Origin of the sequence: Salinirussus salinus (assembly GCF_009831455.1) — an archaeon.
GTDB classification, from domain to species: Archaea; Halobacteriota; Halobacteria; order Halobacteriales; family Haloarculaceae; genus Salinirussus; species Salinirussus salinus.
This window is the reverse complement of record NZ_WOWO01000001.1, coordinates 387,311-410,722: the sequence shown is the minus strand read 5'-3', so window position 1 is coordinate 410,722 and position 23,412 is coordinate 387,311. Positions and strand designations below refer to the sequence as shown.

The following is a 23,412-nucleotide window of genomic DNA, read 5'->3' as shown; positions in this document are numbered from 1 at the left end:
ACAACGCGGCGGTCGTCGCCGGAATGTCAGAGGCTGTGCCGCCCGACGGCGGCACCTGACCTACGTCGAACGCGTATATAATCCCGGCTTACCGTTCACCGGAGTAGGAGGTTTCTACCGCCGGCAGCGGACGCGAATCCCGGGCGCGCCGCGTCCGGCGGCGACAGCCCGGGGCCTGCCCCCAAGCATATCTAACCGCTCGCTCTATTCAGTGCATGGACACCCTCGACCGGCCCACGTTCAAAAGCGAGGCCAGCAAGCAGATCTACCAGTACGTCGAGCGCCACGGGACGGCTGCGCGCCACCGGACCCGGACGGCGCTGGACATTCCGCCCCGGGAGTTCGAGGAGGAACTCGAGTGGCTGATGACGAAGGGCTACCTGGACGACGACGGCGGAACGCTCAGGATCGATCTCAACGCGGGCTCGGTCGAGGAGTACGTCGGTCCCGACGTGACCTACACCATCCGGCCGGCCCGCCAGGAGGATTTCGAGGGGCTGGTCGAGACGATCCGCGACGTCACCTCGGAGCGGACCTACGTCGTCGCCGAGAGCGTCGCCGAGCGGCTGCTCTATGAGGATACCGTCACCCGGCACAACACCGTCGAATCCCGCGTCTTCTTCGTCGCGACCGTCGACGGCGAGGTGGTGGGCTGGACCCACCTCAGCCTCCCCCAGGTCGACAAGATGCAGAACACCGCCAAGCTGACCGTCGGCGTCCGCGGGTCCTGCCGGGGCAACGGGATCGGGAGCCAGCTTTTGGGCCGGGCGCTCGACTGGGCTGAGGCCAACGGCTACCAGAAGGTGTACAACAGCGTCCCCGCGACCAACGACGGCGCGCTGGCGTTCCTGGAATCGCACGGCTGGGAGACCGAGGGCGTCCGCCGGGACCACTACACCATCGGCGACGAGCTGGTCGACGAGGTGATGATGGCCTACACGTTCTGAGCGCCCCCCAGCTTGGTGGGCCGCGGCTGCCGGCGGCGGCCGAGCGTTCCCAGGCCGCGGGAACCGAACAGTGCGGTTATACCGCCACCAGTCGAACCAGCAGGTATGTACGAGCGGATCCTGGTCCCGACCGACGGCAGCGCCGGCACGACCCACGTCGCGCTCCAGGCGATCGACCTCGCCGAGCAGTACGACGCGACGCTGTACACCCTCTATGTCGTCAACGACGACACCAGGTCGCTGCTGCCCGGTGGCGGCGACGAGCTCCGCGACCGCGGCCGGCGCGCGGTCGACCGGGTGGCCAAGCTCGCGGAATCACACGACGTCGAGACTATCACGGAGATCCGGGAGGGCGACCCCGCGGGGACGATCCTCGACTACGCCGGGGAGGTCGGCGCCAACGTCATCGTCGCCGGCACCCACGGCCGCTCGGGGGTCGAGCGCCGCGTCATCGGGAGCGTCGCCGAGCGGCTGGTCAGACACGCCAACTGCCCGGTGATGACCGTCCGGCTCCCCGAGACCGACGAGACCGTCGACGACGCCGACCACGCTGCGGAACTCGCCGCCGACGCCCTCGAGGAGGCGGGCTACGACGCCGACGTCACCGGGACCGAACGACAGCGAAACGTCTGGGTCGTCGAGGCGGCGACCGGCGACCGGACGCTCGTGGTCTACGTCGACCCGGTGACACAGCGCACGAGCGTCGTCTCGCGGTAATTGACAGGACGACCGCCGCGGCACCATCGGGGCGGGCCGGCCGGCTGCGCCGTCAGTCCCCGTCGGCCCCGCCGTCGGTCAGGATGTCCGTGTCGGTCGTCGACTCCTCGCGCAGGAACGACGGGTCCCCCGGGTCGTCGTCCGTCTCGCGCTCCTGAAACTCCTCCCAGTCCGGCACTGACGCGTAGTAGCGCATACCTCAGTCTGCGGCGCGACCCACCTGAGCGTTGTGGTCACGGCACGCCTCGCGTCTCGCCCTGTCGCCCCGGGGAGTTAGATGGGGGCGGGACGAAGCCCGGCTATGACTGTCACCGAGACCCCGCTGGCGGAGGTCGCGGCCGCGCTCCGGGCCGGCGAGCACGACCCCGTCGCGTACGCCGGGCGGCTGTGTGACCGCGTCGACGAGCGCGACCCCGAGATACGGGCGTTTTACGAGGAGTGTGACCGCCGCGGGCGGGTGCAGTCGGCGGCCGAGGGAGTGGCCGACAGCTACGACCCCGACGGGCGCCCGCCGCTGTTCGGCGTCCCGGTCGGCGTGAAGGACATCGTCCACGTCGACGGCTTCACGACCCGGGCCGGGTCGGCGCTCCCGCCGGAGCTGTTCGGCGGCGACGGCGCCCCGGAGGCCGCCGTCGTCGAGCGGCTCCGCGAGGCCGGCGCGGTGGTGCTGGGCAAGACCGTCACCACGGAGTTCGCCGGCTTCGCGCCCGGGCTGACCCGCAATCCACACAACACCGACCACACGCCGGGCGGCTCCTCCAGCGGCTCCGCAGCGGCGGTCGCCGCCGGAATGACTCCGCTGGCGCTCGGGACCCAGACCGGCGGCTCCGTCGTCCGGCCTGCGGCCTTCTGCGGGATAGTGGGGTTCAAACCGAGCTTCGACCGGGTCCCGACCGACGGCGTGCTCACGCGGTCGGCGAGCGTCGACCACGTCGGGCTGTTCACACAGGACGTGGCCGGGGCCCGGCTGGCCGCCAGCGCCCTCTGTGACGGCTGGGAGCGCGCCGGCGGCCCCGGGGACCGCAGCGGCGACACCGGCGGGCGCCCCACGCTCGGCGTCCCCGAGGGACCCTACCTCGACCGGGCCGACCCCGAGGGACTCGCCGCGTTCCGCGAGCAAGTGGCTGCCCTCGCCGACGCCGGCTACGAGGTCGTTCGAGCACGGCCCTTCGAAGCGTACGAGCGGGTCGACCGCCAGCATCTCGACCTCACGACCGGGGAGGTCGCCCGCGAGCACGAGGCGTGGTTCGCGGAGTACGAACCCTTCTACCGGACGACGACCGCCGAGACGATACGGGAGGGACTGAGCGTGAGCGACGAGCGACTCGCCGGGACACGGGCGGGCCGCGAGCGGACGCGCGAGCGGGTTCACGGGCGGATGGACGCGGCGGGCGTGGACCTCTGGGTCTGTCCGGCCGCCCCCGGACCCGCACCCGGGAGCATCGCGACCACGGGAGACAGCGTGATGAACAGACCCTGGACCTACGCCGGGCTGCCGGCGGTGACGGTCCCGGCGGGCCGGGTCGACGGGCTGCCGGTCGGGCTCCAGTGTGTCGGCCGGTTCGGGAGCGACGAGCGGCTGCTTGCGCGGGTCGCCGGGCTCGCCGACGCCCTGGGGACCGTGTAGCGGCGGACTGGGCGCCCGCCGGCGGCGGCGCGACCGGAGCGAGACGGGGCCTACAGCGACTCCTCGAGTTCGCCGGCGAGGTCGGCGACCCGGTCGTCCCGGGAGAGGGCGTCGACGACTGCCGGCAGGTCGTCTTCGAGGACGAACTGGGGGCGGCCCTTCCCGACCGCCGAGGTTCCGTCGCTGGGTTCGGCGACGACGTGACCGTCGGCCTCCAGCCGGTTCAGGGCGCGGTTGACCTCCGCCTCCGAGACCGAGCCGAGCACGTCGCCGTCGACCTCCTCGACTGTCTCGTTGCACGCGCGGCACACCTCGCCGGTGTGGGCCGGAGTGTCGCCGCCGGCCGAGAGTTCCGCGAGCGCCAGCAGGACCACACAGTCCGCCAGCGTCCGGGTCTCGAGTTCGTCACTCATGCTCGAATGTGGGGCACGGGAGCACAAAACTCCCGGGGGTGCGAGGGACGGGCCCGTGGCCGGCACCGCTTCGAGGTCGACCCGCAGCGGCAGGCTCATGTCGGACGGAACGCGAGAGGAAGCATGAGCGTCCCCGACGAGGTCGTCGACCGGGTCGCCGGCCAGCCGTACTCCGCGTTTCTCGCCACCGCGGTCGACGACCGCCCGCACGTCGCGCCGGTCTGGTACCTCTACGACGACGGCCGCGTCTACTTCTTCACGCAGGGCCGGAAGCTGGCCAACGTCCGGCGCAACCCTCGCGTCGCGCTCGCTATCGAGGGCGAGGAGGCCGCGTGGCTCGCCCTCGTCCGCGGGACGGCGACGGTCCGCGAGGACGGGGAACTCCGCCGGGAGGTCGCCGACCGGCTGTTCGAGCAGTATCTCGACGACGGCGGCGCGGCCTACCGCGACGCCGACGGCGACCCGCAGGGGGCGCTGGTCGACGTCGAGGTCGGGTCGGCGACGCTGCGGGAGAACTGACTGGCCCTCGGGGCGGGCGCGCGCCGCGGCGGCGCCCGCCGTCCGAACTCACTCCACGCCGGGGTCCAGCGGTTCCGGGGCGCGGTAGACCATCTCCATCGGGAGGCCGGCGGCGTCGGTCGGCGGCTCGGGCGGGAGCGTGAACAGCTCGCCCGGCCCCGGACGGGCCGTGTACGCCAGCGCGACCGCGTCGAGGACGTCATCGACGGCTACCTCGGCCCCGCCGGCGGCCTCGGCGGCAGCCTGGACGGTGGGGGCGGCCTCGCTGTCGAAGCCCGCCAGCGCCCGCATCCGCTCGGCGTACCCCCCCGCCTTCCGCTTGGAGTGAGCGAGCGGCTCGCCGGCGAGCGCCCGGAAACACACCTCCGGGTGACACTCCCGGAAGGCCGCCCGGGCCTCGGGGACGTTCTGGAGTAACTGGTCGACGGCCGCGATGCCGTCCGAGATGTTGAACGCCTGCTTCGAGAGCCCGCGGTCGGCCTTGCGCTCGTTGACCCGCTTGGCCGCGGGGTACCGGCGCTTGCGGGTGGCCTCGCGGACCGGCGGCGTGAACACCGACCGGCTGCGCGGCCCCAGCACGGCGCGGGCCTGGCGGTCACACGCCCGGACCGGGTCGCCCTCCTCGACGAGCCCGACCGGCATGTCGATGAACACCCGCTCGGCGCGGTCCTCGTACCGCTCCCAGAGCGCGCCCACCTCCTCGAAGACGCCGGCGTGGTCGAACCCCTCGCGGTCGAAGACGACGGCGAACCACGACCCCGAACTCCAGTCCACACCGACGTAGAACTCACCGGCCATACCACCTCTTCGACCGCCGGCACAAAAACGTCCCGCGGTCACAGGCGACGAGGATGAGCAGACGGCCGGGCTACTCCCCGACGAGGACAGTCTTCAGCCGCGCACCGCAGTCGGGACAGCACAGCGTCTGCCAGCGGTCCGGGTCGAGCCCGCCCATCGTCTCCCGGCGGAGTGCCTCCGAGCGGTCGGTCGTCGACCCACAGGCGTCACAGGTGTAGGTGTCGTCGGGCCCGGTCATGTCACGTGTCGGAACTTCGGCCCCTCAGTCGGCCGCGGCCGGCTCGCCAAGCGCCGCCGGCGGCTCGCCCGGCAGCTCGTCCCGGTCGTGAGGCGCCTCGAAGTCCGGATCCGGCCCCACCGGAACGATCCGCTTGGGGCTGACGTCGGGGTGGGTGGTGTAGTAGTGTTCCGTGATATGGTCCATGTGCACCGTCTCGGCGACGCCGGGAGTCTGGTAAAGGTCACGCAGATACGGCCAGAGGTTGTCGTACTCCCGGACGAGCTTGTGGTTGCACATGAAGTGTGTGTGGTAGACCTCGTCGAACCGGACCAGCGTGGTGAACATGCAGATGTCCGCCTCGGTCAGCCGGTCGCCGGCGAGATAGCGCTGGTCTTCGAGCACCGAATCCCAGTGGTCGAGTGCGCCGAACAGCTCCTCGGCGGCCTCGTCGTAGGCCCCCTGGCTGTTGGCGAAGCCACACCGGTAGACGCCGTTGTTGATCGGCTCGTAGATCGCTTCGATGACCCGGTCGACCTCCTCGCGGTAGCCCTCGGGGTAGAGGTCGACGTCCCGGGTCGCGACCTCGCCGAACTCGGTGTCGAGCATCCGGAGGATCTCCTTGGACTCGTTGTTGACGATGGTCCCCTCCTGTTTGTCCCAGAGTACGGGAACGGTCACCCGCCCCGTCACGTCGTCGTCGGCGGCCTGGTAGACCTCCCGGAGGTAGTCGCTGCCGTTGAGGGTGTCGGGGGTACAGCCCTCCTTCTCGGGGGTGAACTGCCAGCCGCCCTCGTCGCGGTAGGGGCCGACCACGTCGACGGTGATGGCGTCCTCCAGCCCCTTCAGCGCCCGCACGAGCAGCGTCCGGTGGGCCCACGGGCAGGCGTAGCTGACATACAGGTGATAGCGGCCGGCCTCGGGCCGGAAGCGGGCGTCGGGGTCGTCCTCGACTCGGTCCCGGAACATCGTCTCCTGGCGCTGGAACTCGCCGTCGTCGTCGGTCTCCTGGTAGGCGTCGGTCACCCACTCGCCGTCTACGAGCATGTTCATGGCGGCCGAAAACAGGGGCTCCAGTGGCATAAGCACGACGTGAAATAACATTCACGTCACCACCCCTGGCGGTGACTCGCGCGACGCGGAGGCCCCCTCCCGGGGCCGTCGAAACTGCCCGGCTCACCTTCGAAGCGCTTAATTGTCGGCTCGGCCAGGTACGGGCAAGGACTATGTCGGACAAGCCAGCGTCGATGTACCGAGACATCGACAAGCCCGCCTACACGCGCCGGGAGTACATCACCGGCATTCCCGGCTCGAAGATCGCACAGCACCAGATGGGTGACAAACAGACCGAGGGCGACGACTATCCCGTCCAGATATCGCTTCTCGTCGAGGAGTCCGTCCAGCTCCGCCACGGCTCGATGGAGGCCTCCCGCCTGTCGGCCAACCGGTACCTGATCCAGGAGCTCGGCGAGGAAAACTACAAGATGGTGCTCCGGAAGTTCCCCCACCAGGTCATCCGGGAGAACAAGCAGGCCACCGGCGCGGGCGCGGACCGTGTCTCCGACGGCATGCGCCAGTCCTTCGGGAAGATCGTCGGCACCGCGGCCCGGGTCCAGGCCGGCGAGCGCCTCTTTACCGCCTACTGCGACGTCGACCAGGCCGACGCCGTCAAGGAAGCCTTCCGCCGGGCGTACAACAAGATCACCCCCTCCTGCCGGGTCAAGGTCGAGCGCGGGCAGGAACTGCTCATCGCCTAAGCCCTCACGGGCCGCTGGCGCGACCCGTTCGCCCTTAGTTATCCGCCAGGCGCCACATCAGGAGCCGCGCCGGTCGGCGCGGCACCCTCAGAGTCTGCACCGCTGCGCTCGGGACGGAGCCCGAGCGCGACGGCGCGCCCGTCGCTCTCCGCGCACCTGCCCTTCCCCGTGAGCGCGCGAGAACACGCGCGCTCGGCCGGAGCTCATGTCTCCCGTGCTCGGCCGGAGCTCATGTTCTCCCGTGCTCGGCCGGAGCTCTCCCGGTACAGTCGTGTCCAGGCGTAGAGGGTCACTCCGGCGCGACGCCCACCGTCAGGAGCGTCCCGTACTCCCGGTAGCGCTCGACCATCGCCTCGCGGGTCTCCCAGTCCTCGGTGGGGAACGCCTCGGCGGGCGGGATCTCCGTCTCCTCGTCTGGGATGGTGTCCTGGGCGGCGACGGACAGCCCGGCCTCCCGGAAGGCTTCGCGGTACTCCGGGCCGCTCCAGCGGACCATCTCCACGTCGATGTTGTCCTGCCAGCCGTGGCTGTGTTCGTTCTCCTCGAAGTAGTTGACCGCGCAGTAGAAGGTCCCGCCGGGCCGGAGCACACGACGGACCTCCCGCAGGGTTCGGCCCGGGTCCTGCGCGTAGTAGAAGGCCTCCATCGACCACACGTGGTCGACGCTGTTCCCGGCCAGCGGAAGCGAGCCGAAATCGCCCCGGAGGAAGCCGACCGCGGGGTCATCGGTGTACGACCGGGCGTTGCGCAGCATCTCCGGGGAGGCGTCCAGCCCGTAGCCGCGACCGATGTCGGCGGTCTCGCGCAGCGCCCGCAGCGCGTAGCCCGACCCCGTGCCCAGGTCCAACACCGTCTCGCCGGCCTCGACGGGCATCCGCGCCAGCGCGTGCTTTGCGGTGTGCCAGTGCCGGTCTTCCATCCCCCGGTCGCGGCCGTCGGCGGCCCAGGCATCGAACTCGCGTGCGGCGTTCATGCTCCCGGATCCGCACCCGGGGGGCTAAACGGCTGTGTGTCACGCCGGAGGCCACGGGGGCCCTCCGAACAGCGCCGCCGGGACCGCGGGGACTTATTCCGGTCGCCGCCCACGTCCGGGTATGCTCCGGCTTGCGGTCGCCACCGACGCCGAGACCCGCGAGCGGGTCGCCGACCCCCTCGCCGAGCGCGGGGTCGACGTGGCGTACGTCCAGACTGCCGAACGCACGCTCCCCCTGGACGCGGACCTGGGCGAGTTCGACTGTGGCTTCGTCTTCCCCCCGCGGATGGCCGAGGGCGGCGTGGCCAGCGAACTGCTCGACGTGCCGTGGGTCAACGGCCGCGAGGCCGTCCTCCGCTCGCGACACAAGGGCGAGGCGCTTGCCCGCCTGCAGGGAGCGGGGCTGCCGGTCCCCGAGTCCGTCGTCGTCTCCGACCCCGTGAGCGAGGCCGACCTCGCGGCGGCCTTCGAGCGGTTCGACCCGCCCGTCGTGGTCAAGCCAAACGCCGCCACCCGGGGGATCGGAGTGGCGAAGGCGACCGACCTGGACTCCTTCCTGGGCGTCTGTGACTACCTCGACCTGGTCCACGACTACCAGGCCACCGGCGACAAGTCCTTTCTCGTCCAGGAGTACCTCCCCGACGCGCGGGACTACCGGGCGATGCTCGTCGACGGGGAGTACGTCGGCGCCGTGGAACGCCGACTGCCCGACGGAGCGCTGGCGGCCGGGCAGTGGAAACACAACGTCCACCGCGGGGCCGAGGCGACCGGCGTCGACCTCGCCCCCGAGCTTCGCGAGCTGGCCGAGGACGCCGCCGACGCGATGGGTATCGACTGGCTCGGCGTCGACCTTCTGGTCACCGACGAGCGGGCGGTCGTCAACGAGACCAACGCCCGCCCGACGGTCGACGCGGCGACGAAGTACGAGGACGGCTTCTACGACGAACTCGCGGGGCTCGTCAAACGGACGGCGGCGGAGTCACCATAACGGTACGGCTCGCCGCGCCCCCGGGCGGGTCAGATATCGATGCTGGTGGAGGTCTCCTCGGCGGGGTCGAAGGTGACCTCCAGAATGCCGTTGTTGTAGGTGGCGCTCGCGGAGTGTTCGTCGACGGCGGTCGGCAGCGAGACCCGCTCCTCGTACTCGCGGGTCTCGCCGCTGGCCCGGAGCGTGAGCGTCTCGCCGTCACACCGGAGGTCGATGTCCTCCTTCTCGACGCCGGGGATGTCGGCGACGACGCGCACCTCCTCGTCGGTCTCGTGGACGTCGAGGTGGGCGTCGTGCCCGCCGCGGTCGGCGCCGGTTCCGGAGGGGCCGCCCTGCTGGACGCGGAAGTCGGCGTTCCCGCCCATCATCTCGTTCATCATGCGCTCGATCTCCTCGAAGAACTCGTCGAACGGGTCGTCCCGGTCGTCGCGGTCGTCTCGCATACACGAGCGTAGGGGCGGAATCCGGGAAAAGGCTTCGGCGACGGCCCGCCGCTCGGCGCTGCCGGGCCGGCAGTTCAAGCGGCCCGGCCCGGCCTGTCAGCACCCCCCTGACAGGGGGTAGCCACCCGCTACGGCCCGTCGAACATCGCCGGGTACTAAACCCCTGGTCGTCGATGTTCGGACCGATGAACTACAGGACGCTGGACGACCTCGCGGGGGGCCAGCGGGTCGTCGTCCGGCTGGACCTGAACTCCCCGGTCGAGGACGGCCGGGTGCGGGACAACCGTCGGTTCTCCCGGCACGCCAGGACCGTCCGCGACCTCGTCGACGCCGACCACGGAGTCGCCGTCCTCGCCCACCAGGGCCGTCCCGGCCGCGACACGTTCCTCCCGCTCGAACAGCACGCCGACATCCTCGCCGGTCACGTCGACCACCCGGTCGAGTACGTCCCCGACACCTACGGCGCGGAGGCGCTCGCGGCCATCCGGGACCTGGAAGGCGGCGACGTCGTCGTGCTCGAGAACGTCCGGATGACGGAGGACGAACTCCCGGAAAAGCCCCCCGAGGAACACGCCGAGAGCGACCTCGTGCGGACGCTGGCCCCGGAGTTCGACGCCTACGTCGGCGACGCCTACTCGACGGCCCACCGCAGCCACGCCTCCATCGTCGGCCTGCCGACTGTGATGGAGGCATACGCCGGCCGCGTGATGGTCGCCGAGTACGAGGCCAACTCCGCGATCGCCACCCGCGACTTCGAGGGCGAGGTGACGATGGTCGCCGGCGGGAAGAAAGCCACCGACGTCATCGAGGTGATGACCGCCCTCGAGGACAAGGTCGACAACTTCCTTCTGGGCGGGATCGCCGGCGAACTCTTCCTGCGCGCGGTGGGGTACGAGGTCGGCCGCGACATCGGCGACATGGACCTGTACGACACACAGTACGAACAGAACCGCGAGCGGATCCAGCGCCTGATCGAGGCCCACCCCAGCGAACTCGTCTTCCCGACGGACCTGGCCTACGAGGGCGACGACGGCCGGCGCCACGAGGACACCGTCGCCGACGTCAAGAACAAGGACGACGACTACCTCGACGTCGGTACCGACACCATCGAGCGCTACGCCGACATCGCTGCCAACTCCGAGGCGGTGTTCGTCAAGGGCGCGCTCGGCGTCTTCGAGGACGAGCGGTTCAGCGACGGGACGGTCCGCGTGCTGGAAGCGGTCGCCCGGTGTGACTGCTTCTCGGTCGTCGGCGGCGGTGACACCTCCCGCGCCATCGAGATGTACGGGATGGACGAGGCCGACTTCTCGCACGTCTCCATCGCCGGCGGTGCCTACATCAACGCCCTCACCGGCGAGCCGCTGGCTGGCGTCGAGGCGCTCCGCCAGGTCGACGGGGAGCCGGAGACGCAGGCGTAGCCGACAAAGCACAAACCGCGGTTTGCCTCTCGCGGGCTTTTTTCACAGGGCCGGTCGACGTCCCGGGTATGGCGGCAGAACAGCCCGATTCGGCGGCCGGTACTGCGGAGAACAGCGGCCCCGCGCTCGTCTCGCTGGCGACGGTGACCTACGCGCTCGCGGCGACCGGCGGCACGCTCGCCCTCCTGAATGGCGTGGACAGTTACGGGGCGTACACCACCGGCGTACCGGACCCGATATTCCACCTGCTCGGCGTGGTTGCCACGCTCGCGGTCGGGTTTCTGTTGCTGGTCGTCGCCCTCTCGGGTGCGGTCACGCTGGGCGTCGAGCGCGCGCAGGCCTAGTCGTCGGCGCTGGCCCGCGGGGCCGTCCCGGGGACCATCCCCTCGCTGATGCCCATCGCCTCGTCCGTCCTGGTCGTGCTCTCCTCGCGGCCGGCTTCGCCGAGCACGGCCCGGATGGCGTCGACGTTCTCGGGGACGACGTCCGACTCCTGGTGGATCGCCTGGAAGAGATAGAGGTCTCGTCCCTCCATGCTGACCGACTCCCCCCAGATGCAGTTCTCCCAGATGTCCGCTCGCGGGCGCCCGCGGTCCTGTGCGAACTCCTTGAGCTTGCCCGCGCCGTCGATGTCCAGCCACTCGGGGATGAGGAAGGTGCGGGACTCACTCTCCAGCAGCTCGCGGACCTCGTCGGCGTCGGGCTCGCTCTCGAGGGTGACGTTGACCGAGTGGGTGTGCATCAGCGTCGCGGGCACTTTCAGCCCGAGCGTGTCGATGGCGAGGTCGGGAAAGATGGTGTTGACGTCCGGGCCGTGATGGGACGGGAGGGTGACGGGGTTGGGGAGGATGTCGTTGATCGGTCCCCGGCCCGACTGAGCGGGGTCGCCGCCCCGTCGCACGAGGGTCGCGCGAACCTTCTCGATGCCGTACTCCTCTTCCAGGGGGGCGACCAGCCGCGAGAGCCCCGTCGTGTTGCAGGAGACCACGCGCACCAGGTCGGTCCCCTCGACCTCGTCGTAGTTGGCGCGGGCGTTGAAGCTGGCGTCGACGGCGCCGGCGTCCTCCCCGCCCTGCAGGAGCGCGGGGGTGTCGTGTGCGCGGTACATCTCGGCGTTCTGCTCGCCGACCCCGGAGGGGCAGGCGTCGACGACAACGTCGCTTGCCGCGACGAGTTCCTCGACGTCCCCGGCCAGGTCGATCCCCGCCTCGCCGAACAGCGGCTTGCGCTCCTCGACGGCCGCGTAGAGGTCGAATCCCTTCTCGACCGCAGTTTGTGCCTCGAAGTTCGGCCGGGTCTTGGCGACGCCGACGGCCTCCATGTCCGGCTGCCGGCGGACGGCGTCGGCGACGCGCTTGCCGATGGTGCCGTACCCGTTGATGCCCACGCGGATCATTGGTCGGGCGTTCGATAGCTCCGGCAATAGGGGTTGTGGTCGCGCGTCACCGGAGCGGGACACGGTTTCGTTCGGCCGCGCGCCGGCGGGTTCGGTCCGGCCGGGGGTCCTCCGCGAAACGGCAGACCGCTTGGCACGACGCCAAAAGTTGCTGCCGACAGACAATCTTAACATCGCGAGGGAACAACCGGATACCGATGAGTAAGACAAACCAGGAGTGGTGGCCGGAGCTGCTGGACCTGGAGCCGCTCGACCAGAACGCCCGCAGCGCCGGACCGACCGAGGAGGACTTCGACTACGCGGAGGCGTTCGAGTCCCTCGACCTCGAGGCGGTCAAGCAGGACCTCGAGGAGCTCATGACGGACTCACAGGAGTGGTGGCCGGCGGACTACGGCCACTACGGGCCGCTCTTTATCCGAATGGCGTGGCACAGCGCCGGAACCTACCGCACCACCGACGGCCGCGGCGGGGCATCCGGCGGCACCCAGCGGTTCGAGCCGATCGGCAGCTGGCCGGACAACGCCAACCTCGACAAGGCTCGCCGGCTGCTCTGGCCGGTCAAACAGAAGTACGGCAGGAACCTGTCGTGGGCCGACCTCATCGTGCTCGCCGGCAACGTCGCCATGGAGTCGATGGGCTTCGAGACCTTCGGCTTCGCCGGCGGGCGCGAGGACGCGTTCGAGCCCGACGCGGCCGCCGACTGGGGGCCCGAAGAGGAGATGGAGTCCTGGGACCGCTTCGACGAGGACGACGACCTCATGGACCAGCTCGGCGCGACCGTCATGGGGCTCATCTACGTGAACCCCGAGGGGCCGGAAGGGGAACCGGACCCGGAGTGGTCTGCCCAGCGGATCCGGACCTCGTTCGACCGCATGGCGATGAACGACCGCGAGACGGCCGCCCTCATCGCCGGCGGCCACACGTTCGGGAAGGTCCACGGCGCCGACGACCCCGACGAGCACGTCGGCCCCGAGCCCGCGGCCGCCCCCATCGAGGACATGGGGCTGGGCTGGGAGAGCGACTACGGCTCCGGGAAGGGCGACGACACCATCACCAGCGGCATCGAGGGCCCCTGGAACGCCACGCCGACGATGTGGGACACCTCCTACCTCGACAACCTGCTCAACCACGAGTGGGAGCCCGAGAAGGGCCCCGGCGGCGCCTGGCAGTGGCGCCCCGTCGACGAGGACGCGGTCGACGCCGCGCCGGCCGCCCACAGTGACGGCGAGCAGACGCCGATGATGCTCACGACCGACATCGCCCTCAAGCGGGACCCGGACTACCGGGAGGTCGTCGAGGAGTTCCAGGGCAACCCGAAGGCGTTCATGGACGCCTTCGCGAAGGCCTGGTACAAGCTGATCCACCGCGACATGGGCCCGCCCGAGCGGTTCCTCGGCCCCGAGGTGCCCGAGGAGACGATGATCTGGCAGGACCCGCTGCCGGACCGCGACTTCGCCCCCATCGGCGAGGAGGAAGCGGAGCTACTGAAGGAGGAGCTGCTGGGCTCGGAGCTGTCCCGCGCCCAGCTCGTCAAGACCGCCTGGGCGGCGGCCTCGACCTACCGCGACAGCGACAAGCGCGGCGGCGCCAACGGCGCACGCATCCGCCTGGAGCCCCAGCGCAGCTGGGAGGTCAACGAGCCCGAGCAGCTGGAGACCGTCCTGGAGACCCTCGAGGGGGTCAAGGCGGAGTTCAACGACTCCCGCTCGGACGGGACGGCCGTCTCGCTGGCGGACCTGATCGTCCTGGGCGGCAACGCGGCGGTCGAGCAGGCGGCAGCCGAGGCCGGCTACGACGTCGAGGTGCCCTTCGAGCCGGGTCGGGTCGACGCCGAGCAGGAGTGGACCGACGAGGAGTCCTTCCAGGCGCTCAAGCCGGTGGCCGACGGGTTCCGCAACTACATCGGCGACGACTTCGAGGAGTTCGACCGCAAACCCGAGGAGCACCTCGTCGACAGGGCCGACCTGCTCGACCTGACGCCCGAGGAGATGACGGCACTGGTCGGCGGCCTGCGCGCGCTCGGCGCGACCTACGGCGACTCCGACCGCGGCGTCCTCACCGACGAGCCGGGGGCGCTGACCAACGACTTCTTCGTGAACCTGCTCGACATGCGCTACGAGTGGGAGGAGGCCGGTGACGGCGTCTACGAGGGGTACGACCGGGAGACGGGCGAAGCCGTCTGGGAAGGAACCCGGTTCGACCTCATCTTCGGCTCGAACTCCCGGCTGCGCGCCATCGCCGAAGTCTACGCCGCGGAGGACGGCGAGGAGGAGTTCGTCGAGGACTTCGTCGACGCCTGGCACAAGGTGATGACGCTGGACCGCTTCGACTTGGAGTAGCCCGGGACCCGGCCCCGGACGGTACGGGGACGTCTCCCCGACCGCCGCCGGGCACAGTTAAACCCCCGCCGCCCGAAACCTGGGGTATGCAGGTCGGTATCGTCTCGGACACGCACGACAACCTCGACATCGCACAGGCCGCAGTCGACCGCTTTCTCGCCGAGGACGTGGATATCGTCGTCCACTGTGGCGACATCGTCGCCCCCTTCACCGCGCGGCTGTTCGACACCGACGCGTTCGAGTTCTACGCCGTCCGGGGGAACAACGACGGCGAGTGGGCCCTGCAATCGCTGGTCGACGACTTCGGCGTCTACCTCGGCGAGATGGGCGAACTCGAACTGGAGAGCGCTCACGTCGCCGTCTACCACGGCACCAGCGAGGCCGTCGTCGGCGCGCTCGTCGACGCCGGGACCTACGACTACGTCCTGCGCGGGCACACGCACGAACAGGTCCACGAGCGCCGGAACGGAACCGTCCACGTCAATCCCGGCGGGATCCCGCTGGACCCCGCGGGCGGCGAGCCCCCGGCGGCGGTCGTCCTCGACACCGAGGCCGGCGAGGTCGACTTCCACGACCTCGGATAGGCGGTCGCGCGCCGCGCTCCCGGCGGTTGTGCGACGTGGCGTCCAACCGGCAGCAGCTTTTCACTGGTCTGTGCCCACTGTTCGCACATGGGAGAGCGCGGCGACGCCACACCGACCGGTCGCGCCCGGCGGCAGCTTCTCCGGGGGATCGCCGCCGCGGGAGCGGTCGGACTCGCCGGCTGCACGTCGCTGCCCGGTAGCGGGGCGGAGGGGAGCGGCGACCCCTCGACGGCCGGAGCCACCGGCGGCCGGGACGTCATCAGGCTGGAGACGGTCGCCGTCGGCGGGTCGCCGGGCGGGCAGGTCGCGCTCCGGCCGCCGGACCGGCCTGCGCTGCTTGATTTCTTCGCCACCTGGTGTGCCCCGTGCGTCCCCCAGATGGAGACGCTCCGGGAGGTCCGGTCGACGTTCACCCCCGAGGAGCTGCACATGGTGTCGGTCACCAGCGAGGCCGACGAGACGGCCGTCAGGGAGTTCTGGCGGCGACACGACGGGACCTGGCCCGTCGCGACCGACCCGCGGAGCCGCGCGGTCCGCGAGCACTCCGTGACGGGCGTGCCGACGCTGCTGGTCGTCTTGCCGGACGGCACCGTCACCTGGCGACACACCGGGCTGGCGGGGCGAGAGACGCTCCTCGAACAGGTCGAGCGGGTAGTCGGGTGACCATGGCCGCTGCACAGCTCTGGTTCGCGCTCGTCCTCGGCGGGTCGACGTTTTTCGCCCCCTGCGCGTACCCCTTGCTCCCCGGCTATCTTGCCTACTTTCTGGGGAACGCGGAGTCCGCGAACTCCCGGCTGGGGACCGCCACCCGAGCCGCCGGTGTCGGCCTGCTCGTCAGTGCGGGCTTCTGGCTGGTCTACGCGACCCTCGGCGGGGTCGTCCTCGCCGTCGGGACGGCCGCGCTCCGGGATATCGTCCTCGTCGAACTGCTGGTCGGGCCGCTGCTCGTGGTGCTGGGCGGGGCGATGGCGCTCGGACGGTCGCCGTCGGTGCGGATCCCGCTGCCCGAGCGCCGCCGCTCGGCACTGGGCTTCGTGCTCTTCGGCGTGGTGTACGCCGTGGCCGCCGCCGGCTGCACCGCCCTGCTCTCCTTCTCCGTAGTGGCCGGGGCGCTCGCGGTCGACCCCGTGCTCGGCCTGTGGACGCTTCTGGCCTACGTCGCGGGCATGAGCCTCGTGATGGTCGCGGTCTCGGTCGCCGCCGGCCTCGGCCGGGGGGCGCTGCTCCGGCGGCTCTCTGCCCACACCGGCCGGATCGAACGCGTCGCCGGCCTCCTGCTCGCGGTCGCCGGCCTGGCGCAGGTGTACCTGTTCCTGTTCGAGTTCGACGGGCTCCGGCTGCTCGGGCTCGCCTGACCGGCCGCGTCCGCTCCCCACCGCTATCCCGTCAGCTGCCCACACTGACGGCCGCGCGGGCCCGGTCGTGCGGGTCCCGTGCACCCGCCGTCTACACTTTTGTTCGCTCGGTGCCACGAACCCGGTATGCGACGGCGCCGGCTCCTCGCGACGCTCGCGGCCGGGGCGACGGTCCTGGCCGGCTGTGCCGGGGGCGACGACGGGACGCCCGCGAACAGCGGGGGCCAGCCGGACGGCGGGCCTGTCGACGCGACGGCCACTGCGACGCCGACCGCAACCGTCCGCGACGTCGACCTGCCGGTCTCGGGCTCGGAGCTGCGCCAGCCGCTCCCGAAGGACCGCATCGCCGCCATCGTCGAGCCGGCCTTCGCCCCCGACTGGTCGGGCCTCGACGCGCCCGAGGGCGTCGACCGGCCGCTGTTGCCCGACGACGCGCCGGTCGTCGGCGTCGAGCGCGGCGGGACGGCCCGGGCGTACCCGCTCCGCGTGCTGAACTGGCACGAGGTGGTCAACGGCGACCTCGGTGGCCCGCTGCTGGTCACCTACTGCCCGCTCTGTGGCAGCAGCATCGTCGCCGAGCGGACCGTCGGCGGCGAGCCGACCGTCTTCGGCGTCTCCGGGAAGCTCTGGCGCAACGACCTGGTCATGTACGACCGGGCGACGGGGTCGCTGTGGAGCCAGTTGCTCGCGGCGGCCATCCAGGGCCCGCGGACCGGCGACCGGCTGTCGCTTCTCCCCTCGGCGTTTACCTCCTGGGGGGAGTGGCGGGACCGCAACCCCGGAACCGAAGTCCTGCTCCCGCCGCCGCACTCGAACACCGTCAGGGGCCGGGAGGCGACGCGGAACTACTTCAATCCGCGGTCGAGCTCGGAGGGGCAGCTGATCGGCTACGACCACGAGACCGAGGACGGCCTCTACAGCCGGACGTTCGTCGTCAGCGTGCGACACGGCGGGGCCGCCCGGGCCTACCCCTTCGACGACGTCCGGAACGCGGGCGTCGTCAACGACCGGGTCGGCGGCCTCCCGGTGGTCGTGACGACGACTCCGGCCGGGGGCATGGCGGCATACGTCCGCCGGGTCGGCGGGACGACCACGGAGTTCGAGGCGGCCGACGGGGAGCTGCTGGCGGCCGGCGGCTCGCGCTGGGAGCGGGCGACCGGGCGAGCGGTCGACGGGCCACACGAGGGGACGACGCTAGAGCGGGCCAACGACGAGCCGCCGATGTTCTGGGAGGGGTGGTCGAACTTCCACCCCGAGACGGACATCTACGGGGAGTGAGATGTGGCAGGCGTCCACCCGTTCTCGGGCGGAATTCCGGGCCCAGGCGGCGGTGACCGGCCACGACGTCCGGACGGCGGCGAGCCGGCGGCGGCCGGGCTACAGCTGGATGATGTCGACGGCGGCCCAGCGGCCGAGGAACTTGATCGCCGCGAGAACGAAAAGGAGGATCGCCGAGACTCCGAAGACGAGCTCCCCGACGAACGAGGGGCTGACGTTGTTCGTGATCTCGTACCACGCGGCCGCGGCCATGAGGACCCCGCCGAACCAGTAGATCCAGGAGACACCGAGCGCGTCAGTGAACTCCGTACCGAGCTGGTCTACCTGCTCTTCCGAGCCGTGGACGTCGACGTCGGGGTCGGTCGCTGTCTTCTCTGACATGGGTTCACCCGGGGCTACAGAGTCCTCCTACTTGTGCGTAGCGACAGGGCCGGCACCGGTCGCCGGCATCCGGCTGCCGGGAGTCGCCGCCTCACCGGAGGTTGGCGGCACTCTCGCCCGCGTCAAGGGCGTCCACGGCCTCTTCGACGCGGTCGTGGACGCCGTCGCGGCGACAGGGGTACAGCCCGACGACCTCGCCGTCGTGCTTGAGGACGACGGCGATCACGGGGAAGGTGAGCACCCGGGTGTCGGCGTAGCTCTCGATGAACCCGTCGATGCCGCCCCGGTCCTCGAAGAAGGGTGCCAGCCGGGCGCCGGCCTCGTCGGCGGCGGCGGCGAGTTCCTCGTAGCGGGCCGCGGCTTCGGGGTCCTCGTCGGGTCCGACCCGGAGCTGTCCCGGCCACCGCTCGACCGACAGCGACCCGACCCCGCCGTCGTCGGCGAGCGCCGTGAGCCGTTCTTCCACCCGCTCCTGTCGGCGCTTTCCCACCGCCGTCGGCGACGCCCGCAGGTACAGGGAGACCTCACACGCGGCGGGCGCGGGGCCGGTTCGTTCCCCACGTCTCCGACCCGTCTCCGGGTCGGCTGTCTTCTCTGCCACAGTTGGTTCCTCTTGGAAAGAAACCACGCTCGAAGTAAATAAACGAATTGCTTTCGCGAATATAGCTGGTAAATCGTATACTAAGTGCCGCATCAATTCGTGGATTCGGGTATCTGATTTCTGCAGCGGCTACACCCTGAAGTCGCCGCGCGGGTCGACCGACCGGAGCACGTCGACCAGTTCCGAGTCGCGCTCGCTCCAGCCGCGTTCGTCGACCGTCCCGGCCCGGTCGACGTCCCAGCCGACTGCCTCCTCGAGGGCCGCCAGGCGCTCGTCGGCCGAGGTGCCGGGCGGGACGTGAACCGCATCGACCTCGAGTTCGCCGTCGACCTTCCGGAGGGTGCCGTACTGGGTGACCACCGTTGTCACGTTCCGGCCGGGGCCGGTGACGTACTCCACCTCGTCGACCAGGCGGTGCGGGCTGGCCTCCACCGCGAGGACCACCTCGTCGGAGTTCGAGAGCGCGTCGTTGGCCCCGCCGGAGCCCACGAAGTGCTGGCCGGCCAGCTGTGTCGAGTTGACGTTGCCCCGGCGGTCGACCTGGGCACCGGTCAGCACCGAGAGGTTCCGGGCCGTGCTCATCACCAGCCCGAGCGCGAACGTCGAGGTGTCGACGACCTTCGCGGTCGGCAGCGCCCGCGGGGTGAAGATGTAGGCGTCGTTGCGGGGCACCTCGAAGTCGTAGGTGCCCGACTCGACGAGCAGGGGGCGGGGCTCGATACCCTCCCGCTCGCAGAGGTCGCGGTAGAGCCAGGAAGCCAGATGTGAGACGCCGATGCCGCCGAAGACCACCTCGTGGCCGCCGGCCGCGATGCGGTCGGCGATCTCCCGGGCCGTCCAGACGACCATCCGCTCGCGCTCGGCCGGCGGCTCGGCGTCGGTGTCGGGAACGTCGGGGCTGTCCAGCGCGGTCCGCTGGCTCCCCGTCGGCCAGGTCTGGGTCGACAGCCCGCGCAGCCGGTCGGTCCCGAGCCGCTCCAGGTACCCCGCCCAGTCGGTTCCCAGAACCCACTGCTCGGTCCACGCCTCGAGGGCGTCGGCGCTCCCGCTGGCCTCCCGGAAGTCCATGTAGAACTCCCTGTCGTAGCCGTAGCCCGAGACGTCGCCGACGCCGTGGGGGTTGAAGACTGGGCCGGGGTGGGCGCCGAAGGGCGCCTCGACGACGGCGTCGACGGCGTAGCTCGGGACGCCGGTCTGGTCGCCGTACTCCCGTATCGTGTCGCCATCGACGACCTCTTCGACGGTCGCGATGACGGTGTCGGCAGCGTAAGCCCCCCAGTGTCCCTCCGACTGGATCGGTGAGACGACGATGTTCCCGTCGCGGTCGCCGGCGACCCCGTGGACGACCGAGACGTCGGGGGACAGCGGCGGGATGACGAGACTCTCGTCGTCGCTGAAGGGGCTCTCGACCGTCGCGGTCTTCTCGGCCGGCCCGACCGAACTCCCCTCGAGAGAGTTCGTCGGGACGAAGGGGTGGTCGAGTGCCGCGGCGCGCAGCCGCTCGATGACCGTGAGGTACGTCCAGCTCTCGACCTCCAGCTCGCCCCCGGCGGCCCGCTCGCGGAGCACGGCGTGTGGGCCCGGCGCGGGGTAGCCGAGGCCCGCGAAGGCGACTTCCAGCCGGTCGACGGCGTCGGCCAGCACGAGCGGGCCGGCCCAGGTGCCCGCGCCGATGGCCACCAGCGTGAAGTCCTCCTCGACGCCGGAGTTCCAGCACTGTCTGACCAGCTCGTGGACGGTCGCGTAGGAGAACTGGTAGCCGCCCCGGAAGTGGAGCGTGTCGCCCGGCTCGATGTGCTCGTCGACTGCGGTCGACAGGTCGGTGGTGACGTCCATGCCAGCGACTGACACCCCCGGTGCTCTTGTAGGTTGGTGCAGGCCGGGGCCAGTTTAATGACTACCTCGCCGGTAGGGCCGGTATGAGTTCACACACCACTCCGGGGCGCGGGACGACGGACCTCTCGCTCATCGACTGTGACGTCCACCAGATGTGGGCCGACCCCGGGGAGGTCGTCCAGCATCTCCCCGCCCACTGGCAGGGACGGGGGATCGACGTGCCGACGAACCCGTGGCCGAGTCCAGTCGGGCTGATGCGCGACGACGCCAACGCGGCCGGCGGCCCGGCCGGCTCCGACCCCGACTTGATGCTCGAGCAACACATCGAGCCCTACGACGTGGAGTACGTCGTCCTCAACGCGACGGGGATGCTCACGCTCGGAGTGACGCCCAACGAGGACTACGCCGCCGCGCTGGCCAGCGCACAGAACGACTGGCTGGTCGAGCGCTGGCTCGAGCGCGACGACTGCTTCAAGGGCGGGCTCGTGGTCCCGCCCCAGGCACCCCGGCGTGCGGCCGACGAGATCGACCGGCTGGGCGACCACCCCGACATCGTCCAGGTCCAGATGTCGAGCGTCGGCAGGACCCCCTACGGCCGCCGCGAGCACTGGCCCATCTACGAGGCGGCAGCCAGACACGACCTGCCGGTCGCGCTCCACATCGGGCCGGAGGGGATGGGGACGAGCCCGCCCCACACACCGGCGGGCTATCCGTCGAGTTACTTCGAGCGCCACGCGCTCACGAGTACGAGCCTGATGGGACAGCTGACGAGTATGCTCCTCGAGGGCGTTTTCGAGGAGTTCGACCTCGACCTGGTGTTGACCGAGGGAGGGTTCTCCTGGCTGCCGTACCTCCGGTGGCGTCTGGACAAGGACTGGCGGGGCCTCCGCGAACAGACACCCTGGCTGGAGCGCCCGCCGAGCGAGTACATAACCGACCACGTCCGCGTCACGACGCAGCCGCTCCCGGAGCCCGACGACCCCGACCACCTCCGCCAGATGTTCGACATGGTCGACGCCCGCGAGACGGTGATGTTCGCCTCCGATTACCCCCACTGGGACGCCGACGACCCCCGCCTCGCGTTCCCGTCGCTCCCCGGGGACCTCGAGCGTCGCATCTTCCGGGAGAACGCCGCGGAGCTGTACGGGCTATGACCGCCGGCGAGGGGACAGGCCGCGACCGGGAGCGTGTCGAGGTCTGCCCGGCCACCGAGTTCCCGCCCGGGTCACGAACCGTCGTGGCGGTCGACGGCCGCGAGGTCGGTGTCTTCAACGTCGAGGGTGACCTCTTCGCCATCGCGAACGCGTGTCCCCACCAGCTCGCCCCGCTCTGTGAGGGCCAGCTCACCGGCGAGGTGACAGCCCCCGCGGTCGGGGAGTACGAGCTCACCCGCGAGAACAGGGTACTCCGGTGTCCCTGGCACGGCTGGAAGTTCGACCTCGAGACCGGGGAGTCGGTGTTCAACCCCCACGTCCGGGCCGGAACCTACGACGTGGCGGTCGAGCCGTCGCAGCCGGACACCGGCGGGTGTTCACAGACCTGCGAGTACGGGACCGAACTGGCGGGCGAGGAACCCCCGGTCGACACCTACGACGTCGAGGTCGAGCACGACGTCGTGGTGGTGTACGTCTGAACACCCCCCTGTCCCGGAGTGCCGGGAGCCTGCCCGTGTCCCACCGTCCGAAATCCCGTGCCTTTCACCGTCTTTATAATACCAGTCGCACATGTCCGCGGCATGGCACGGGAACAGGGGACGACTCGCCGGGAGTATCTCCGGCTGGCTGTCGTCGGCGGTGCCGCCGGTCTCGCGGGGTGTTCCGACCTGGAGAGCGCGCTGGGCGGGGGCGGCAACGCTTCGACGGACGACGGCGGCGGTCTGTTCGGGACGGAGACGGCGACGGACGCCGGGACCGGGGCCGAAGCGGACGCGACGCCGACACCCGCGGAGACAGAAACCGAGACGGCGACCGAGCGGCCGGACGGCGGCGGGTCGGGGGCGTGTACCGAGCCCTCCGGTACACCCCGGGAGTTGCTCCCCCCGGAGGCGGGACCGCTGACCCGGGAGACCGTCCGGGACACCCAGGCCGGCGTCGAGGGGCTCGAGTCCGGCGTCAGCGCCACCTACACCGCCGATGGCGAGGAGTACAACATCGCGCTCGAACGCTACGACGACGAGGACCGGGCCACCCGGCGGTTCGAAAACGCCGCCAGCCTCATCTCCTCGACGGAGGAAGTCACCGCCGTCGGCGCCAGCATCGGGCGGTACGTCGTCCTCGTCGGCGGTCCGCCCGGCCGGGAGGGGCGTATCCGGGAGCTCGCTGCGGCCTCCCCCGGGGTCAGCCGGTCCTGCGCTACCGAACTCGAGTTGCTCGTCGAGGCGGAGCCGGCGGCCGAGACGGAGACACCGACGCCGGAGGGCGGCGGGTCGGGACCGTGTGCCGAGCCGACGGGTGCTCCCGAGGAGGTGCTGGCGCCCGATACGGAGCGGTTCGCCCGGCAGACAGTCGACGACGTCGACGCCAGCGCCGACGGCTTCCAGTCCGGTGCCGTTGGCAGGTACGCCGGGCCGGACGGCGAATACATCATGGCGGTCGAGCTGTACGAGTCGGGGGACCAGGCCACACGGCGGTTGCGGACGCTGGAGGCAGCACTCTCGCAGTCACAGGAGGACCTGACGGCGGTCGGCACCGTTGCGGGGCGGTATCTCGTCTTCGCGTTCACTCCGGTCGGCGGGGAGTCCCGGCTCCGGGAACTCGCAGCGACCTCGCCCGAGGTCAGCCAGTCCTGCGCCGCGGACGGCCTCGACCTGCTCGTCGAGCCGTAGG

Annotated in this window: 27 protein-coding genes; 16 read left to right on the top strand and 11 right to left on the bottom strand. The window is 70.9% G+C overall.

The features are described from left to right. Positions 1 to 215: 215 nt before the first annotated feature. Positions 216 to 947 (top strand): GNAT family N-acetyltransferase, encoded by a 732-nt coding sequence (locus GN153_RS02035; protein WP_159899266.1) that lies wholly within the window; start codon positions 216 to 218, stop codon positions 945 to 947. A gap of 105 nt (positions 948 to 1,052) precedes the next feature. Further along, entirely contained in the window at positions 1,053 to 1,664 is a 612-nt protein-coding gene (locus GN153_RS02030; RefSeq protein WP_159899264.1) for a universal stress protein, read from the top strand. Between the two features lie 52 nt (positions 1,665 to 1,716). Here GN153_RS02030 and GN153_RS02025 read toward each other — a convergent pair whose 3' ends face one another. Then, positions 1,717 to 1,860 (bottom strand): hypothetical protein, encoded by a 144-nt coding sequence (locus GN153_RS02025; protein WP_159899262.1) that lies wholly within the window; start codon positions 1,858 to 1,860, stop codon positions 1,717 to 1,719. Between the two features lie 105 nt (positions 1,861 to 1,965). On the opposite strand from GN153_RS02025, the gene GN153_RS02020 reads away from it, so the two are divergent. Beyond that, the gene (locus tag GN153_RS02020) at positions 1,966 to 3,291 is read left to right on the top strand and encodes an amidase (RefSeq protein ID WP_159899260.1); all 1,326 of its coding nucleotides are present in this window, start codon (positions 1,966 to 1,968) and stop codon (positions 3,289 to 3,291) included. A gap of 50 nt (positions 3,292 to 3,341) precedes the next feature. On the opposite strand, the gene GN153_RS02015 is transcribed toward GN153_RS02020, so the two are convergent. Further along, on the bottom strand, positions 3,342 to 3,704 hold the full coding sequence (locus GN153_RS02015; protein ID WP_159899258.1) for a hypothetical protein: 363 nt from the start codon (positions 3,702 to 3,704) through the stop codon (positions 3,342 to 3,344). Positions 3,705 to 3,827: 123 nt separating this feature from the next. On the opposite strand from GN153_RS02015, the gene GN153_RS02010 reads away from it, so the two are divergent. Continuing rightward, on the top strand, positions 3,828 to 4,223 hold the full coding sequence (locus GN153_RS02010) for a pyridoxamine 5'-phosphate oxidase family protein (RefSeq protein ID WP_159899256.1): 396 nt from the start codon (positions 3,828 to 3,830) through the stop codon (positions 4,221 to 4,223). Between the two features lie 48 nt (positions 4,224 to 4,271). Here GN153_RS02010 and GN153_RS02005 read toward each other — a convergent pair whose 3' ends face one another. The 3 genes from GN153_RS02005 to GN153_RS02000 all read right to left on the bottom strand — a co-directional run bounded on the left by GN153_RS02005 (position 4,272) and on the right by GN153_RS02000 (position 6,291). After that, on the bottom strand, positions 4,272 to 5,021 hold the full coding sequence (locus GN153_RS02005) for a DUF429 domain-containing protein (RefSeq protein WP_159899254.1): 750 nt from the start codon (positions 5,019 to 5,021) through the stop codon (positions 4,272 to 4,274). A 70-nt stretch (positions 5,022 to 5,091) separates the two neighbouring features. Then, entirely contained in the window at positions 5,092 to 5,259 is a 168-nt protein-coding gene (locus GN153_RS17415) for a hypothetical protein (protein ID WP_201287789.1), read from the bottom strand. 24 nt (positions 5,260 to 5,283) lie between these two features. Beyond that, positions 5,284 to 6,291, bottom strand: a complete 1,008-nt coding sequence (locus GN153_RS02000) for a glutathione S-transferase family protein (protein WP_159899252.1) — start codon at positions 6,289 to 6,291, stop codon at positions 5,284 to 5,286. A gap of 173 nt (positions 6,292 to 6,464) precedes the next feature. Between GN153_RS02000 and GN153_RS01995 the strand changes: the two genes are divergently transcribed. Further along, positions 6,465 to 6,995: a 50S ribosomal protein L16 gene (locus GN153_RS01995; protein ID WP_159899250.1), complete on the top strand. Its 531-nt coding sequence runs from the start codon at positions 6,465 to 6,467 to the stop codon at positions 6,993 to 6,995. Between the two features lie 289 nt (positions 6,996 to 7,284). Here GN153_RS01995 and GN153_RS01990 read toward each other — a convergent pair whose 3' ends face one another. Next, positions 7,285 to 7,968 carry a class I SAM-dependent methyltransferase gene (locus GN153_RS01990; protein ID WP_159899248.1) on the bottom strand — a complete coding sequence of 228 codons (684 nt, stop codon included), beginning with the start codon at positions 7,966 to 7,968 and terminating at the stop codon, positions 7,285 to 7,287. A 121-nt stretch (positions 7,969 to 8,089) separates the two neighbouring features. Between GN153_RS01990 and GN153_RS01985 the strand changes: the two genes are divergently transcribed. Continuing rightward, a complete protein-coding gene (locus tag GN153_RS01985; RefSeq protein ID WP_159899246.1) occupies positions 8,090 to 8,956 on the top strand; it encodes an ATP-grasp domain-containing protein in 867 nt (288 codons plus the stop codon). Positions 8,957 to 8,985: 29 nt separating this feature from the next. Here GN153_RS01985 and GN153_RS01980 read toward each other — a convergent pair whose 3' ends face one another. After that, on the bottom strand, positions 8,986 to 9,399 hold the full coding sequence (locus tag GN153_RS01980; RefSeq protein ID WP_159899244.1) for an Hsp20/alpha crystallin family protein: 414 nt from the start codon (positions 9,397 to 9,399) through the stop codon (positions 8,986 to 8,988). A gap of 185 nt (positions 9,400 to 9,584) precedes the next feature. Between GN153_RS01980 and GN153_RS01975 the strand changes: the two genes are divergently transcribed. Both GN153_RS01975 and GN153_RS01970 read left to right on the top strand, forming a co-directional pair. Continuing rightward, positions 9,585 to 10,817 (top strand): phosphoglycerate kinase, encoded by a 1,233-nt coding sequence (locus tag GN153_RS01975; protein ID WP_159899242.1) that lies wholly within the window; start codon positions 9,585 to 9,587, stop codon positions 10,815 to 10,817. A gap of 68 nt (positions 10,818 to 10,885) precedes the next feature. Beyond that, complete coding sequence (locus tag GN153_RS01970) at positions 10,886 to 11,161, top strand: hypothetical protein (RefSeq protein WP_159899240.1); 276 nt, start codon at positions 10,886 to 10,888, stop codon at positions 11,159 to 11,161. On the opposite strand, the gene GN153_RS01965 is transcribed toward GN153_RS01970, so the two are convergent. Next, positions 11,158 to 12,213 carry a type II glyceraldehyde-3-phosphate dehydrogenase gene (locus GN153_RS01965; RefSeq protein WP_159899238.1) on the bottom strand — a complete coding sequence of 352 codons (1,056 nt, stop codon included), beginning with the start codon at positions 12,211 to 12,213 and terminating at the stop codon, positions 11,158 to 11,160. The genes GN153_RS01970 and GN153_RS01965 overlap by 4 nt on opposite strands. Positions 12,214 to 12,410: 197 nt before the next feature. Between GN153_RS01965 and katG the strand changes: the two genes are divergently transcribed. The 5 genes from katG (at position 12,411) to GN153_RS01940 (ending at position 17,769) form a co-directional block, all read left to right on the top strand. Beyond that, a complete protein-coding gene (katG, locus tag GN153_RS01960) occupies positions 12,411 to 14,552 on the top strand; it encodes a catalase/peroxidase HPI (protein ID WP_159899236.1) in 2,142 nt (713 codons plus the stop codon). An 86-nt stretch (positions 14,553 to 14,638) separates the two neighbouring features. Continuing rightward, a complete protein-coding gene (locus GN153_RS01955) occupies positions 14,639 to 15,136 on the top strand; it encodes a metallophosphoesterase (protein ID WP_159899234.1) in 498 nt (165 codons plus the stop codon). A gap of 87 nt (positions 15,137 to 15,223) precedes the next feature. Next, positions 15,224 to 15,799 (top strand): TlpA family protein disulfide reductase, encoded by a 576-nt coding sequence (locus GN153_RS01950; protein WP_159899232.1) that lies wholly within the window; start codon positions 15,224 to 15,226, stop codon positions 15,797 to 15,799. Positions 15,800 to 15,801: 2 nt separating this feature from the next. Beyond that, a complete protein-coding gene (locus tag GN153_RS01945) occupies positions 15,802 to 16,491 on the top strand; it encodes a cytochrome c biogenesis CcdA family protein (protein ID WP_159899230.1) in 690 nt (229 codons plus the stop codon). A 126-nt stretch (positions 16,492 to 16,617) separates the two neighbouring features. Further along, positions 16,618 to 17,769 (top strand): DUF3179 domain-containing protein, encoded by a 1,152-nt coding sequence (locus GN153_RS01940; protein ID WP_159899228.1) that lies wholly within the window; start codon positions 16,618 to 16,620, stop codon positions 17,767 to 17,769. 99 nt (positions 17,770 to 17,868) lie between these two features. Here the strand turns inward: GN153_RS01940 and GN153_RS01935 are convergent, their stop codons facing one another. From GN153_RS01935 to GN153_RS01925, 3 genes are all read right to left on the bottom strand, one after another. Further along, a complete protein-coding gene (locus GN153_RS01935) occupies positions 17,869 to 18,150 on the bottom strand; it encodes a hypothetical protein (protein WP_159899226.1) in 282 nt (93 codons plus the stop codon). A 91-nt stretch (positions 18,151 to 18,241) separates the two neighbouring features. Continuing rightward, positions 18,242 to 18,751 carry an HTH domain-containing protein gene (locus GN153_RS01930; RefSeq protein ID WP_159899224.1) on the bottom strand — a complete coding sequence of 170 codons (510 nt, stop codon included), beginning with the start codon at positions 18,749 to 18,751 and terminating at the stop codon, positions 18,242 to 18,244. Between the two features lie 129 nt (positions 18,752 to 18,880). Then, the gene (locus GN153_RS01925) at positions 18,881 to 20,587 is read right to left on the bottom strand and encodes a CoA-transferase (RefSeq protein WP_159899222.1); all 1,707 of its coding nucleotides are present in this window, start codon (positions 20,585 to 20,587) and stop codon (positions 18,881 to 18,883) included. Between the two features lie 83 nt (positions 20,588 to 20,670). Between GN153_RS01925 and GN153_RS01920 the strand changes: the two genes are divergently transcribed. The 3 genes from GN153_RS01920 (at position 20,671) to GN153_RS01910 (ending at position 23,411) form a co-directional block, all read left to right on the top strand. Then, on the top strand, positions 20,671 to 21,741 hold the full coding sequence (locus GN153_RS01920; RefSeq protein WP_159899220.1) for an amidohydrolase family protein: 1,071 nt from the start codon (positions 20,671 to 20,673) through the stop codon (positions 21,739 to 21,741). After that, complete coding sequence (locus GN153_RS01915; protein WP_159899218.1) at positions 21,738 to 22,220, top strand: Rieske (2Fe-2S) protein; 483 nt, start codon at positions 21,738 to 21,740, stop codon at positions 22,218 to 22,220. Before GN153_RS01920 ends, GN153_RS01915 begins: the two co-directional genes overlap by 4 nt. A 102-nt stretch (positions 22,221 to 22,322) precedes the next feature. After that, complete coding sequence (locus GN153_RS01910) at positions 22,323 to 23,411, top strand: hypothetical protein (protein WP_159899216.1); 1,089 nt, start codon at positions 22,323 to 22,325, stop codon at positions 23,409 to 23,411. Position 23,412 lies beyond the last annotated feature (1 nt).